General features: G+C 72.3%; 13 protein-coding genes and 1 pseudogene. 12 read left to right on the plus strand and 2 right to left on the minus strand.

Annotated features, from left to right (window positions below; all coding sequences use genetic code 11):
- Positions 1-16 precede the first annotated feature (16 nt).
- From K7G59_RS25915 to K7G59_RS25960, 10 genes are all read left to right on the plus strand, one after another.
- Positions 17-643 (plus strand): NUDIX hydrolase, encoded by a 627-nt coding sequence (locus K7G59_RS25915; RefSeq protein ID WP_225838224.1) that lies wholly within the window; start codon positions 17-19, stop codon positions 641-643.
- Positions 644-970: 327 nt separating this feature from the next.
- Positions 971-3,049: a tetratricopeptide repeat protein gene (locus K7G59_RS25920; RefSeq protein ID WP_374114282.1), complete on the plus strand. Its 2,079-nt coding sequence runs from the start codon at positions 971-973 to the stop codon at positions 3,047-3,049.
- Positions 3,050-3,188: 139 nt separating this feature from the next.
- A complete protein-coding gene (gene ald, locus K7G59_RS25925) occupies positions 3,189-4,313 on the plus strand; it encodes an alanine dehydrogenase (protein WP_225838229.1) in 1,125 nt (374 codons plus the stop codon).
- Positions 4,314-4,738: 425 nt separating this feature from the next.
- Positions 4,739-5,872 (plus strand): ParA family protein, encoded by a 1,134-nt coding sequence (locus K7G59_RS25930; RefSeq protein ID WP_225838231.1) that lies wholly within the window; start codon positions 4,739-4,741, stop codon positions 5,870-5,872.
- Positions 5,857-6,423 carry a hypothetical protein gene (locus tag K7G59_RS25935; protein WP_225838234.1) on the plus strand — a complete coding sequence of 189 codons (567 nt, stop codon included), beginning with the start codon at positions 5,857-5,859 and terminating at the stop codon, positions 6,421-6,423. The genes K7G59_RS25930 and K7G59_RS25935 overlap by 16 nt, the downstream gene beginning before the upstream one ends.
- Positions 6,424-6,441: 18 nt before the next feature.
- Positions 6,442-7,470, plus strand: coding sequence for a ScpA family protein (locus tag K7G59_RS25940; RefSeq protein WP_225838236.1), 1,029 nt, complete (start codon positions 6,442-6,444; stop codon positions 7,468-7,470).
- Positions 7,467-8,117, plus strand: coding sequence for an SMC-Scp complex subunit ScpB (scpB, locus tag K7G59_RS25945; protein ID WP_225838239.1), 651 nt, complete (start codon positions 7,467-7,469; stop codon positions 8,115-8,117). Before K7G59_RS25940 ends, scpB begins: the two co-directional genes overlap by 4 nt.
- 13 nt (positions 8,118-8,130) lie before the next feature.
- Positions 8,131-9,195, plus strand: coding sequence for a pseudouridine synthase (locus K7G59_RS25950; protein WP_225838242.1), 1,065 nt, complete (start codon positions 8,131-8,133; stop codon positions 9,193-9,195).
- A gap of 62 nt (positions 9,196-9,257) precedes the next feature.
- Positions 9,258-9,977: an NUDIX domain-containing protein gene (locus K7G59_RS25955; protein ID WP_225838244.1), complete on the plus strand. Its 720-nt coding sequence runs from the start codon at positions 9,258-9,260 to the stop codon at positions 9,975-9,977.
- Positions 9,974-10,996 (plus strand): ADP-ribosylglycohydrolase family protein, encoded by a 1,023-nt coding sequence (locus K7G59_RS25960; RefSeq protein WP_225838246.1) that lies wholly within the window; start codon positions 9,974-9,976, stop codon positions 10,994-10,996. Before K7G59_RS25955 ends, K7G59_RS25960 begins: the two co-directional genes overlap by 4 nt.
- On the opposite strand, the gene K7G59_RS25965 is transcribed toward K7G59_RS25960, so the two are convergent.
- Both K7G59_RS25965 and K7G59_RS25970 read right to left on the minus strand, forming a co-directional pair.
- Positions 10,993-11,718, minus strand: coding sequence for a DNA polymerase beta superfamily protein (locus K7G59_RS25965; RefSeq protein ID WP_225838248.1), 726 nt, complete (start codon positions 11,716-11,718; stop codon positions 10,993-10,995). The genes K7G59_RS25960 and K7G59_RS25965 overlap by 4 nt on opposite strands.
- A gap of 22 nt (positions 11,719-11,740) precedes the next feature.
- Positions 11,741-12,130, minus strand: coding sequence for a Rieske (2Fe-2S) protein (locus tag K7G59_RS25970; RefSeq protein ID WP_225838250.1), 390 nt, complete (start codon positions 12,128-12,130; stop codon positions 11,741-11,743).
- A gap of 236 nt (positions 12,131-12,366) precedes the next feature.
- Here K7G59_RS25970 and K7G59_RS25975 point away from each other — a divergent pair.
- Positions 12,367-12,492 (plus strand): annotated as a pseudogene (locus tag K7G59_RS25975) (chorismate mutase); the annotation flags it as partial.
- On the plus strand, positions 12,489-13,574 hold the full coding sequence (locus K7G59_RS25980) for a prephenate dehydrogenase (RefSeq protein WP_225838252.1): 1,086 nt from the start codon (positions 12,489-12,491) through the stop codon (positions 13,572-13,574). The pseudogene K7G59_RS25975 and the gene K7G59_RS25980, both read left to right, overlap by 4 nt.
- Positions 13,575-13,629: the final 55 nt, after the last annotated feature.

The raw sequence follows: 13,629 nt of genomic DNA on the forward strand, positions 1-13,629 counted from the left end.
TGGGGAAGGACAGGGCATGACGATCAGGGACGTCGCACAGGAGTGGGAGATCCGGGCGACACAGACCCCCTTCGTGGGCAACAAGACCTCCGTCCGCACGGACGACGTGGTCATGCCCGACGGCTCGGTGGCCCGCCGTGACTACCAGGTCCACCCCGGCTCGGTCGCCGTCCTCGCCCTGGACGAGGAGGACCAGGTGCTGCTCATCCGCCAGTACCGCCACCCGGTGCGGCAGAGGCTGTGGGAGATCCCGGCCGGCCTGCTCGACGTGCCCGGCGAGAACCCGCTGCACGCAGCCCAGCGCGAGCTGTACGAGGAGGCGCACGTCAAGGCCGAGGACTGGCGGGTGCTGACCGACGTGTACACCACCCCGGGCGGCTGCGACGAGGCCGTACGGATCTTCCTCGCCCGCGATCTGTCCGAGGCCGACGGCGAGCGCTTCGAGACGGAGCACGAGGAGACCGACATGGAGCACGCGCGCGTGCCGGTCGACGAGCTGGTCCGCCGGGTGCTCGCCGGCGACGTGCACAACAACTGCCTCGTCGTCGGCGTGCTCTCCCTGGTGGCCGCCCGCACCGGCGACGGCCTCGACGTGCTGCGCCCGGCCGACGCGCCGTGGCCCGCGCGTCCGTTCGAGTCGTGAGCCGTCGCCGGGTCATGGCTGATCGTCGCCGGCCAGGGCTGATCCCTGCCGGCCAGGGCTGATCCCTCTCGGGCATGGCTGCTCTGTCGGGCATGGCCACCCCGGCGGTGTGACGATCGGCTGATCCGATCGGGGGAAGTGTCCACCGCACCCCGCCGTGCTCCGCCGGGCGCGTCGCAGAGCGTGAACTAGGCTTTCGCGAGCGAGCCGAGCGAGCCGAAGAGCACAGGCTTTGGCGCCCGGAGGCGAGCCAGCCAAGACTTAGGTGCACATGCCCGTGCCGGAGACCGGTGGGCTTGCGTGTGCGGTGGGACGGGAGTGTGGCCCGTGACGGATCAGGTGATGGACACAGGCGATGCCCGGTTCCCGGCGCATCCGGCCGGCGAGGACCATTTCCTGGGCCGCACCAGGGAGTTGAAGGAACTGCGCGCCGACATCGAGCGTGCGGGCCTCGACACCCTCGCCGGCCGCAAGGCCCCCCGCGCGCGCGTGCTGCTCATCGCCGGCCGACCCGGCTCCGGCCGCACCGCCCTCGCCGAGGAACTCGTACGGCAGGTCGAGGACCGCTACCCCGGCGGAGTGCTGCGCGCCCGGCTCAGCGAACCCGACAGCGCCCCCGTCCCGGTCGAGACGACCGCCCGCGAGCTGCTCACCGAGCTGGGGGTGCGGGCCCCGGCCGGGGCCGCCGAGGACGAGCTGGGCGAGGCGCTGCGCACGGCACTGGCGGGGCGGCGGGCGCTGCTCCTGCTGGACGACGCGGTCGGTGCCGAGCAGGTCGACGCCTTGCTCCCGGACAGCCCGGACTGCCTGGCCGTGGTCGTCTCCCAGGGCCCGCTCACCGGTATCGCGGACGTCCGCCCCTGCACCCTGGGCGGCCTCGACACCAAGTCCGCGGTGGAGTTCCTGGCCCGCTACGCCGGCTCGGTCCGCATCACCGTCGACCCGCGCTCCGCCGAGAGCCTGGCCGAGGCCTGTCTGGGCCAGCCCGCCGCGCTCACCCTGGCCGGCGGCTGGCTCGCCGCCCGGCCCAAGGCTGCCGTCTCCGACCTCGCCAAGCGGATGCACGCGGACACCGGGGACGGCGCCGACGGCACCCCGCTGGCCCGCGTCTTCCGGCTTGTCCACGAAGAGCTGCCCGGCCCGGCCGCCCGGATGCTGCGGCTGCTCTGTCTCGCCCCGGCGGGCATGCTCGACCCGCACACCGCCTCGGCCCTGGCCGGCTGCTCGGTGAGCGGCGCACGAGCCACCCTGGACGACTTCGTCGCCCTCGGCCTGCTGCGCGCCGTCGACTCGCCCCTGCCCGAGTACGAGGTCCCCGGCTGCCTGCACCCCCTGCTGCGCGCCCTCGCCGAGGGCCAGGACCGCCCTGGGGAGCTGCAGCTGGCCCGCGCCCGCATGCTGGAGCGCACGGTACGGCTGCTCCAGTCCTGCAGGGCGATCACCGAGACGGACAGCCCGCAGGCCCACGAGAAGCTCCTCGGCATGCCCCGCGCGCTGCGCTTTCCGAACCCCAGGGCCGCTGCCGACTGGCTGCGCATCCGCCGGCCCGCCCTGCTGGCCGCCGCCCGGCTGGCGGTGGCCGACGGCGAGCTGGACACCCTGGCCCGCAGGCTGATGTCCCAGCTGGTCAGGGCCATGGTGGCGCACTTCGGCACCCAGGCCGCCGCGCCGGATCTGTACGGCATCCACAGCCTCGTCCTCGATGTCGCCGAACGGCGCGGCCTGCCCCGGGAGCAGGCCGCCGCCCTGCTGAACCTGGGCGATCTCGACGCGCAGACCGGCCGCACCCGGGACGCGCTGGCCCGCTACCGGGCCGCCCTGGACGCCGGACGCGCGGCGGACGACCCGTACGCGACCGGCCGCGCGATGGAATCCGTAGGCGGCGCGTACCAGGAGCTGGGGGACTACGACCGGGCCGCCGACTGGTTCGGCCGGGCCCTCGCCCAGCGCCTGGCCCGGGACGAGCGTGCGGAGGCCGCCCGGGTGTACGGCCGGCTGGCCACTGCGCAGACCTACGCGGGCCGCTACGGCGAGGCGCTGCGGAACTGGCGCGCCGCGGTCGCCGGGTACCGCAGGAACGGCGATGTCGCGGCCCACGCGCGCGCGTTGAGCGAACTCGCGCGGGTCCAGGAGTACGCCGGCCGCCCCGAGGAGTCCCTGCACACCTGCCACGAGGCAGTGGAGTGGGCGCGGCGCGCCGAGGACGTCCGGCTGCAGGCCGCGCTGCAGCTCCGGCTGGCCGACACCCTCGAGCGCCTGGGCGACCCCGCCGCCGCCCGACTGCATCGCGGGGCGGCCGAGCGCATGCTGGGTGAGGAGAGCCCGGAAGACGCCCCGCAGGACCACGAAGGGCAGGAGGACGACGTGAGGGCCTGCGAAATCCGTAGTGCATCACAAGAAGATTGATGCAATGAAAGGCTAGACACGCGGAACACCTTCATTAAACTGGCTCTGCCGCACTTTCTCCTGCGGTGTCTCCCGGTGTGCCGTGCATGCCTGGGTATGTCTTGTAATGCACCCCCCCATACCCTCTGAGCCAAGGACCGTGATCGACGTGAAGGTCGGCATCCCCCGCGAGGTCAAGAACAACGAGTTCCGGGTGGCCATCACCCCTGCCGGTGTGCACGAGCTGGTGCGCAACGGCCACCAGGTCGTCATCGAGCGCGGCGCCGGCGTCGGCTCCTCGATCACGGACGCCGAGTACGTGGCCGCCGGTGCCGAGATCCTGGACACCGCTGACGAGGTCTGGGCCGCCGCCGACCTGCTGCTGAAGGTCAAGGAGCCCATCGCGGAGGAGTACCACCGCCTCCGCAAGGACCAGATCCTCTTCACCTACCTGCACCTGGCCGCCTCCAAGGAGTGCACGGACGCGCTCATCGAGTCCGGCACCACGGCCATCGCCTACGAGACGGTGGAGCTGCCGAACCGCGCGCTGCCGCTGCTCGCCCCGATGTCCGAGGTCGCGGGCCGCCTGGCCCCGCAGGTCGGCGCCTACCACCTGATGCGCGCGGCCGGCGGCCGTGGCGTGCTGCCGGGCGGCGTCCCGGGCGTGACCCCGGCCAAGGCCGTCGTCATCGGCGGCGGTGTCTCCGGCTGGAACGCCACCCAGGTCGCCGTGGGCATGGGCTTCGACGTGACCCTGCTGGACCGCGACATCAACAAGCTGCGCGAGGCCGACAAGATCTTCGGTACGAAGGTCAAGGCGATCATGTCCAACTCCTTCGAGCTGGAGAAGGCCGTCCTCGACGCCGACCTCGTCATCGGCGCGGTGCTCATCCCGGGCGCCAAGGCCCCGAAGCTGGTCACCAACGAGCTGGTGTCCCGCATGAAGCCGGGAAGTGTCCTTGTCGACATCGCGATCGACCAGGGCGGCTGCTTCGAGGACTCCCGCCCCACCACGCACGCCGAGCCGACCTTCCAGGTCCACAACTCGGTCTTCTACTGCGTCGCCAACATGCCGGGCGGGGTGCCCAACACCTCCACCAACGCCCTCACCAACGCGACGCTGCCGTACATCGTCTCGCTCGCCAACAACGGCTGGGTCGAGGCGCTGCGCCGCGACGCCGCGCTCGCCAAGGGCCTCAACACGCATGACGGCAAGGTCGTTTACAAGGAGGTCGCCGAGGCGCACGGCCTGGAGCACGTGGAGCTGGACACCCTGCTCGGCTGAGCCGCTCGACCTGGTGAGTCATCAGTGAGTCACTAAGTCACCTACAGGTAAAAGGCGATTCGTCAACACACATCGTCAACACCGCACGCCCGGCCGGACCTTGCCCGACAAGGTCCGGCCGGATGTGTGTATGGTCACTTTGCGGTTCTCGCTCAACTCGCCTCGAACGTAACCCTTCGACCGATTCGCACACCGGTGAAACCTGCTGTGCGACGGCCGTACGCCCTTGACAGCGAGATGTTTCATTGCCGACACATCCTGCCGGGTCCGGCGGATTGTGTTGCTGCGGACCGCCGACACGCCATAGAGTCGCCAACCGTCGGCATGGTGCCACGCTGACCTTGTCTAGAAGTTTCCTGGTCACCAAGGAGGTAAGACGACTTGTGAATGAGTCGACATTTTCTCCCGGGGGTGGTCAACCAGGAATGCCGGTACGGGGCCAGGGCCCCACGGGATTCGAGGCTGTCGGCTCCGTCGCTGTGCGCACCTTCGCAGCCCACCAGAGTCCGGTGCAGCAGACCGCCCGGACAGCACACCAGAGCATGGATGGCCATCACGTGAACGCCATGGCCGGCGACGGAAGTGGCGCGCCCCACAACCACTTCGCCGACTACGACGAACTGCCCGAGGGGCACTTCTACGACCCTGACGCCGAGTACGAGCCGGATCCGGAGTACGCGGCCACGCTCGCGCCCGACGCGGCCCGCCAGCGCCGTGAGCGCGTCGGTCCGACCGGACGCCCGCTGCCGTACTTCCCGATCCCGGGCCCGCTGACCGACCACGGCCCCGCGAAGATCATTGCTATGTGCAACCAGAAGGGCGGCGTCGGCAAGACGACGTCGACCATCAACCTGGGCGCCGCGCTCGCGGAGTACGGCCGGCGCGTGCTGCTCGTCGACTTCGACCCGCAGGGCGCGCTGTCGGTGGGTCTCGGGGTCAACCCGATGGAACTGGACCTGACCGTCTACAACCTGCTCATGGAGCGGGGCATGTCGGCGGACGAGGTCCTGCTGAAGACGGCGGTTCCCAACATGGACCTGCTGCCGTCCAACATCGACCTGTCGGCCGCCGAGGTCCAGCTGGTCTCCGAGGTCGCCCGTGAGTCGACGCTGCAGCGCGCCCTCAAGCCGCTCATGGCCGACTACGACTACATCGTGATCGACTGTCAGCCCTCGCTCGGTCTGCTCACCGTCAATGCCCTGACGGCCGCGCACAAGGTGATCGTCCCGCTGGAGTGCGAGTTCTTCGCCCTGCGTGGTGTGGCTCTGCTGACGGAGACCATCGAGAAGGTGCAGGAACGGCTCAACCCCGAGCTGGAACTGGACGGCATCCTCGCCACGATGTACGACTCGCGCACGGTCCACAGCCGCGAGGTGCTGGCCCGGGTGGTCGAGGCGTTCGACGACCACGTCTACCACACGGTCATCGGCCGCACGGTCCGCTTCCCGGAGACCACGGTCGCCGGTGAGCCGATCACCACGTACGCCTCCAACTCCGTCGGTGCCGCCGCCTACCGCCAGCTCGCCAGGGAGGTGCTCGCCCGGTGTCACGCCGAGTGAGTCTGCCCGGGGCCGACGAGCTGTTCCGCACGACAGGGGGGACGGCACTGCAGCCGTCCACGCCCCGTCGCGTGGCGGGCGGCGAGGCCCGCGTGCCGGCTCCCGCGGGGGAGAGCGACCCGACGACGGCCGCTGCGGAGGACGCGCCGCAGTCGGTGCCCGCGCAGGGCGGCGACGGCGACGGCGCCGAGCACGTGGCGGCGGCCGAGCCGGAACCGGCCGAGGCCGGGGAGGCCCGCACCCGCCCGGCGCGGCGGCAGACGGCGCAGGAAGGTTCTTCTGCCGCCCCCTCCGCCGCGCAGCCGCGCAGGCGCGGGCGGGCCGCGGCCCGGCGCCCCAGCGGGCGTGAGCGGCACGACGAGAAGATCACCGTGTACGTGTCGGCCGAGGAACTGATGGACCTGGAGCACGCCCGCCTGGTGCTCCGCGGCGAGCACGGGCTGGCGGTGGACCGCGGGCGCATCGTGCGCGAGGCGGTCGCCGTCGTTCTCGCCGACCTGGAGTCCCGAGGGGACGCGAGCATCCTCGTACGCCGGCTGCGCGGCCGGTAGCGATAGCCTTCGGGGGCTATGACCTCGAACGACGTTCCCCTCCCCGGCGCCGGCGCCGGTGCTGGTCGTCGGCGTGCGCTGGGGCGGGGGCCGGGGGCTCTGCCGGCTGAGCCGGTCTTGGTGGAAGCGGGGGTTCCTGAGCCGGTCGTGGCTGAGGCGGGGGTTCCTGAGCCGGCGCTGACCGAGGCCGGGCCCGAGCCCCTGCCCGCTGAACCGGAGCCTGCGTCCGACGGCGTCTTCAAGGTCCGCCTGTCGAACTTCGAGGGCCCTTTCGATCTGCTCCTCCAGCTGATCTCCAAGCACAAGCTCGACGTCACCGAGGTCGCGCTGTCCAAGGTCACCGACGAGTTCATGGCCCACATCAGGGCCATGGGGCCGGACTGGGACCTGGACCAGACCACGGAGTTCCTCGTCGTGGCCGCCACGCTGCTCGACCTCAAGGCCGCCCGGCTGCTGCCCGCCGCCGAGGTCGAGGACGAGGCGGACCTGGCACTGCTGGAGGCCCGGGACCTGTTGTTCGCGCGGCTGCTCCAGTACCGGGCGTACAAACAGATCGCCGACATCTTCAGCCGGCGCCTCGACGAGGAGACCCGCCGCTACCCCCGTACCGTCGGCCTCGAACCGCACTACGCCGAGTTGCTGCCCGAGGTCGTCATCAGCATCGGCCCCCAGGGCTTCGCCGAACTCGCCGTCAAGGCGATGCAGCCGAAGGCCAAGCCGACGGTCTACGTCGACCACATCCATGCCCCGCTGGTCAGCGTGCAGGAGCAGGCCGGGATCGTGGTCGCGCGCCTGCGGGAACTCGGCGAGGCCAGCTTCCGCGCGCTGATCGAGGACACCGACGACACCCTCACCGTCGTCGCCCGGTTCCTCGCGCTGCTGGAGCTGTACCGCGAGAAGGCCGTCGCCCTGGAGCAGGAGGCAGCGCTCGGGGAACTGACCGTGCGCTGGACCGGCGGGGACGGGGACGCGGCACCGGTGGTCACCGACGAGTTCGACCGGCCGCCCGAGGAGCCCGGGGAGTCCAAGGAGGAGAAGAAGGCATGAGCGAGGACACGGCGGAACTCCCGGCGGGGCTGCACGGCGTCGCCGGCCTCGAGCTCAAGCCCGCCCTGGAGGCGGTCCTCATGGTCGTGGACGAGCCCGCGACCGAGGAGCACCTGGCGAGGATCCTGCAGCGCCCCCGGCGGCAGATCGCCGACGCGCTGCGCGAGCTGGCCGACGAGTACACCGTGCAGGGCCGCGGCTTCGAGCTGCGGTTCGTGGCGGGAGGCTGGCGTTTCTACACCCGCGCAGAGTACGCCCCCGCCGTCGAGCGGCTCGTCCTGGACGGCCAGACGGCCCGCCTCACCCAGGCAGCGCTGGAGACCCTGGCGGTGGTCGCCTACCGCCAGCCGGTCAGCCGCAGCCGGGTCTCCGCCGTGCGCGGAGTCAACTGCGACGGCGTCATGCGCACGCTGCTCCAGCGCGGTCTCGTCGAGGAGGCGGGCGCGGAACCCGAAACAGGTGCGATCCTGTACACGACGACGAACTACTTCCTGGAGCGGATGGGCCTGCGCGGCCTGGACGAGCTTCCGGAGCTGGCGCCCTTCCTCCCGGAGGCGGAGGCGATCGAGGCCGAGACCCAGGAAGGGGTCCCGTCGTTCGACCCGGACGCGCCCGACGCGCCCGGCGGTCAGGACGCAGACGACTAAGACGGAAATCTTGATGCGAAGCAGCGGCAGCGGCAGGAACAGCGGACGCGGTAACCACCGCGGCGCCGGCAACAACCGGGACGAGCGGCAGGGGCAGGGCCGTCCCCGCAAGCCCCGCCCCGAGGAGCGCCGCTACGACGTGGGTCCCGGCGCCACCCAGGACGGCCCCAAGTCCGGGCGCGGCGGCGCGGCCCGGGGCGGCGCCAAGGGCGGCCCGAAGCAGACCCAGCAGCGCGGTGGCCGTACGGCACCCGGGCGCTCCCGCGAGTACGAGGCACGGGCCGAGGAGCGCAACCGGGAGCGGTACGCGGGCAAGAAGGACATCAAGCTGCCCAAGACCTTCCCGGGCGCCGAGCAGGAGGGCGAGCGGCTGCAGAAGGTCCTCGCGCGCGCGGGCTACGGCTCCCGGCGCGCCTGCGAGGAGCTGATCGAGCAGGCGCGGGTCGAGGTCAACGGCGAGATCGTCCTGGAGCAGGGCCGCCGGGTCGACCCGGAGAAGGACGAGGTCAAGGTCGACGGCCTGACGGTCGCGACGCAGTCGTACCAGTTCTTCTCGCTGAACAAGCCGGCGGGCGTGGTGTCCACCATGGAGGACCCGGAGGGCCGGCAGTGCCTCGGTGACTACGTCACCAACCGTGAGACGCGGCTCTTCCACGTCGGCCGGCTGGACACCGAGACCGAGGGCGTCATCCTGCTCACCAACCACGGCGAGCTGGCGCACCGTCTGACCCACCCCAAGTACGGCGTGAAGAAGACCTACCTCGCGGCCATCGTCGGCCCGATCCCGCGCGACCTGGGCAAGCGCCTGAAGGACGGCATCCAGCTGGAGGACGGCTACGCGCGCGCGGACCACTTCCGGGTGGTCGAGCAGACCGGCAAGAACTACCTGGTCGAGGTGACCCTGCACGAGGGCCGCAAGCACATCGTGCGCCGCATGCTCGCCGAGGCGGGCTTCCCCGTCGAGAAGCTCGTGCGCACGTCCTTCGGCCCGATCACCCTGGGCGACCAGAAGTCGGGCTGGCTGCGCCGCCTGTCCAACACCGAGGTCGGGATGCTGATGAAGGAAGTCGACCTCTGATCCTTGCCACCCACCACCACCCCCTTTTATAGTCAGACCGACTATTAAAGGGGGTGGTGGTCGTGGACGGCTACGACAAGTACGCCTACGAGCCCTTCGCCGTCACCGTCGACCTCGCGGTCCTCACCCTCCGCGCCGGCACCCTGCATGTGCTGCTGGTCGAGCGTGGGCAGGAGCCGTACGCGGGCCGCTGGGCGCTGCCCGGCGGCTTTCTGCTGCCCGACGAGTCGGCGGAGACGGCCGCCCGGCGGGAGCTGGCCGAGGAAACCGGCCTGGCCGACGTCTCGGGCCTGCACCTGGAGCAGCTGCGCACCTACAGCGAGCCCGGCCGCGATCCCCGGATGCGGGTGGTGTCGGTCGCCTTCACCGCGCTGCTGCCGGACCCTCCCGAGCCCCGCGGCGGCGGCGACGCGGCACAGGCCCGCTGGCTGCCGTACGACACCGCCGGGCCGCTCGCCTTCGACCACGACCGGATCCTGGCCGACGCCCGCGAACGCGTCGGCGCCCAGCTGGAGAACAGCTGCGTGGCCACCGCCTTCTGCCCGCCCGAGTTCACCCTCGGCGAGCTGCAGCAGGTCTACGAGACGGTGTGGGGCGCCACCCTCGACCGGCCCAACTTCCGCCGCAAGGTGCTCGCCACCCCCGGCTTCGTGGCCCCCGTCCCCGGCGCCGCCCGGCTGACCGGCGGCCGTGGCAAACCGGCCGCCCTCTACCGCGCCGGTCCCGCCACCGCTCTGCACCCGCCCCTGCTCCGACCGTCCCGGGAAGGACGCCCCGCATGACGACGACCCCGGCGCGCAAGCGCGCCGCCACCGGATCCCTGATCGGCCTCGCCCTGGGGGACGCGCTCGGTTTCCCGACGGAGTTCAACGACGTGCCTTCGATTCTCGCCAAGTGCGGGCCATGGCGGGAGATGGAGCTGCCGGGCCGGGCGTTCGTCTCCGACGACACGCAGATGACCCTCGCCCTCGGACGCGCCCTGCGGACCGCCATGGACCGGGGCGCGCTCGCCCCGAAGCGGCTGGAGCGCCCGCTGCGCGAGGAGTTCGTGGACTGGTACCACTCGCCGGAGAACAACCGCGCCCCGGGCCGCACCTGCCTCACCGCCTGCGCCCTGCTGAAGGAGGAGGGGCGGCCCTGGCAGGACGCCAGTCAGATCGGTTCCAAGGGCTGCGGTGCCAACATGCGCGTGGCCCCCCTCGGGCTCGCCCCCGGCCTGAGCGGCGAACAGCGCGCCGGTGCCGCCCAGTTGCAGTCCGCCCTCACCCACGGACACCCCACCGCGCTGGCCGCCTCGGACCTCACCGCCCACGCCGTCCATCTGCTCGCCCGGGGCGCCGACCCCGCCGGGCTCGTCGGTCGGCTGCGCTCGTACGCCCTCGACAACCGCACCCGCTACCACCAGACCTGGCTCGGCGACCTGTGGACCCGGTCCCAGGACCCGACCCCCGAGCACTTCATCGCGCGCGGCTGGGACGAGTGCCTGGACATCCTGGCCCGGCTCCAGGAGGCCCTGCGCACCCACTCCCCGGAGACCGACCCCTGCCTGGCCACCGGCGAGGGCTGGATCGCCGAGGAGGCCCTCGCCACCGGGCTGCTGTGCTTCCTGCTCTTCCCGGACGAGCCGGTCACCGCCCTGCGCCGGGCCGCCTGCTCCTCCGGCGACTCGGACTCCGTCGCCTGCCTCACCGGAGCCTTCGCGGGCGCATGGCTGGGCGCGGACGCCTGGCCCGCCGAGTGGGCCGACCGGATCGAGTACCGGGGTGACCTGGTGACCCTGGGCGCGCTCTGGGACGCCTAGGAAGCCTCCGGGGCGCTGCGGGGCCCCTGGGTGCCGGCGGCCTTCAGGGCTGACGCGCGGCGCACCCGGAAGACGAAGTCGGCCACGCGCGCGTGGTCCGGTTCCGGCGGCAGCGGGGTGTGCCGCAGGGCGTCGTCCGCCTGCGCCGCCAGCCGGGCCATGCGCGCCTGGACCTGAGCCCATGGCACCTCCCCCCGCTTCACCGCCAGCAGCGACTCGCGCTCCTCGCCGACGTCGATGCGCAGCTCGCCGGTGCGCAGCAGATCGCGGGCGCTCATCAGCAGGCGCAGCAAGTGCATGGCGTGCTTCCAGCGCGGGGCGCCGGTCGTGCGGACGTCGGCGTCGATCCTGCGGCGCTGGCCCAGGGCGTAGCGGGTGAAGCTGTCGTGGGCGCGGCGGGAGAGGAACGCGCCGCGCAGGGACAGAAGCTCCCGGCCGGTGTCGTCCACGTGCTCGACCAGCGGGGAGTGCAGGCACTCCAGGATGTTCGGGTTGCCGCGCAGCGCCAGCTCGCAGAACCGCTCCAGCTCCCACGAGAACCGCTCCTCGCCCGGCCCCTCCACATGTGTCGGGGGTTTCTCGAACCGCCAGAACAGGGGGGTGGGGGCGAGGAACACGCCCCGCCGGTCGGTGTCGCTGGTGTCCGTGGCCAGGCCGAAGGCCCGCGACCCCATGACACAGGCGTAGACCGTGTGCTCGCGTACCAGATCCTCGGGAGGCATGCCCGGAGCGTACGCGGACCTCTCACGCCAGGCGGATGGAATTTCCCTCCACCTTGATCGGCTCACGGGCCAGCGGGCGGCGCGCCGGTCCGTGGGCCACCGAGCCGTCGCCGATGTGGTACTTGCTGCCGTGGCAGGGGCAGTCGATCGTGCCGTCCGCCACCTTGTTCACGGTGCAGCCCAGGTGCGTGCAGATCGCCGTGAAGGCCTTGAAGTCGCCCTCCGTCGGCTGGGTGACGACGATCTTCCGGTCCCGGAAGACCTTGCCGCCGCCCACCGGGATGTCGCTCGTCCTGGCCAGCTCCTGCCCGCCTGACCCGCCGTTGCCCGCACCGCCGCACCCCACGGCTGCGGCACCGAGCGCCGCCGCGCCCGTCGCCAGCACCGTGCGCCGTGTCGCACCCTCGGTCATGCCATCACTCCGTACACCCTCAATCCGCTCATACCGGGAAAATGCACAATCACCGGCATTCTGGCACCCGGTGCACCCAGCGGCGGGCGCCGCGCGCCGCTCGCGCACACGGGCTGACTAGGCTGGACGCACCAACGCACCAACGCACCAACAGCACCAACGCACACCAGGCACCGAGACACATGTCGGGGAGGACTACGGCCGTGGGGGTACGAGCGGTCCGGAAGGCCGTCCCCGTCGAGGGCGCCGAGCCCCGGGGCGTCCGGGTCCTCGCGCACACCGAGCCGGACCCGCCCTGCACCGACATCGCCCACGTCCACCTCGGCGCCGCAGCCGACCCGCGCAAGGACATCGCCCAGTGAGAACCGCACTCGTCATCGGCACCGGCCTCATCGGCACCTCCGCCGCGCTCGCCCTCGCCCAGCGCGGCGTCACCGTCCACCTCGCCGACCACCACCCCGAGCAGGCACGTACGGCGGCGGCCCTGGGCGCCGGCACGGACGAGCCCCCGCAGGGCCCGGTCGACCTGGCGATCGTCGCCGCCCCGCCCGCGCACGTGGCGGGTGTGCTCGCCGACGCCATGCGGCAGGGCCTGGCCCGCGGCTATGTGGACGTGGCCAGCGTCAAGGGCGGCCCGCGCCGCGAGCTGGAGGCCCTCGGCCTGGACCTGAGCCGCTACCTGGGCACCCATCCGATGTCGGGCCGCGAGAAGTCCGGCCCGCTGGCCGCCACCGGCGACCTGTTCGAGGGCCGCCCCTGGGTGCTCACCCCCACCCGGGACACCGACACCGAGGTGCTGAACCTCGCCCTGGAGCTGGTCTCGCACTGCCGGGCCGTGCCGGTCGTCATGGACGCCGACGCCCACGACCGCGCCGTCGCACTCGTCTCGCACATGCCCCACCTGGTGTCCAGCATGGTCGCCGCGCGCCTGGAGCACGCCGAGGAGGCGGCCGTACGGCTGTGCGGGCAGGGCATCCGGGACGTGACCCGGATCGCCGCCTCCGACCCGCGGATGTGGATCGACATCCTGTCCGCGAACCCGGGGCCGGTCGCCGACCTGCTCTCCGGTGTCGCCGCCGACCTGGACGAGACCGTGCAGGCCCTGCGCGCCCTGCAGTCCTCCGACGAGGCCAAGCGCCGGGAGGGCAGCGCCGGCATCGAGGACGTGCTGCGCCGCGGCAACGCCGGCCAGGTGCGGGTGCCCGGCAAGCACGGCAGCGCCCCGCGCGTCTACGAGACCGTCGTCGTGCTCATCGACGACCAGCCCGGCCAGCTGGCCCGCATCTTCGCGGACGCGGGGCGGGCCGGGGTGAACGTCGAGGACGTCCGGATCGAGCACGCGACCGGTCAGCAGGCGGGTCTGGTGCAGCTCATGGTGGAGCCGAAGGCGGTACCGGTACTGACGGACGCGCTGCGCGAGCGGGGCTGGAAGCTGCGCCAGTAACGCCCGGCGAGAGCGCCGCCCGGGAGCCAGTAACCTTGTGCGGGGCGCCCTCGCG

The organism is Streptomyces sp. NK08204 (assembly GCF_020400585.1).
Classification (GTDB): Bacteria; Actinomycetota; Actinomycetes; order Streptomycetales; family Streptomycetaceae; genus Streptomyces.

Excerpts from the sequence above, each read along its gene's own strand:
- K7G59_RS25915 (WP_225838224.1), top strand. The coding sequence starts at position 17 with ATGACGATCAGGGACGTCGCACAGGAGTGGGAGATCCGGGCGACACAG.
- K7G59_RS25930 (WP_225838231.1), top strand. The coding sequence starts at position 4,739 with ATGCCGGTACGGGGCCAGGGCCCCACGGGATTCGAGGCTGTCGGCTCC.
- K7G59_RS25940 (WP_225838236.1), top strand. The coding sequence starts at position 6,442 with ATGACCTCGAACGACGTTCCCCTCCCCGGCGCCGGCGCCGGTGCTGGT.
- scpB (WP_225838239.1), top strand. The coding sequence starts at position 7,467 with ATGAGCGAGGACACGGCGGAACTCCCGGCGGGGCTGCACGGCGTCGCC.
- K7G59_RS25950 (WP_225838242.1), top strand. The coding sequence starts at position 8,131 with ATGCGAAGCAGCGGCAGCGGCAGGAACAGCGGACGCGGTAACCACCGC.
- K7G59_RS25960 (WP_225838246.1), top strand. The coding sequence starts at position 9,974 with ATGACGACGACCCCGGCGCGCAAGCGCGCCGCCACCGGATCCCTGATC.
- K7G59_RS25965 (WP_225838248.1), bottom strand. The coding sequence starts at position 11,718 with ATGCCTCCCGAGGATCTGGTACGCGAGCACACGGTCTACGCCTGTGTC.
- K7G59_RS25970 (WP_225838250.1), bottom strand. The coding sequence starts at position 12,130 with ATGACCGAGGGTGCGACACGGCGCACGGTGCTGGCGACGGGCGCGGCG.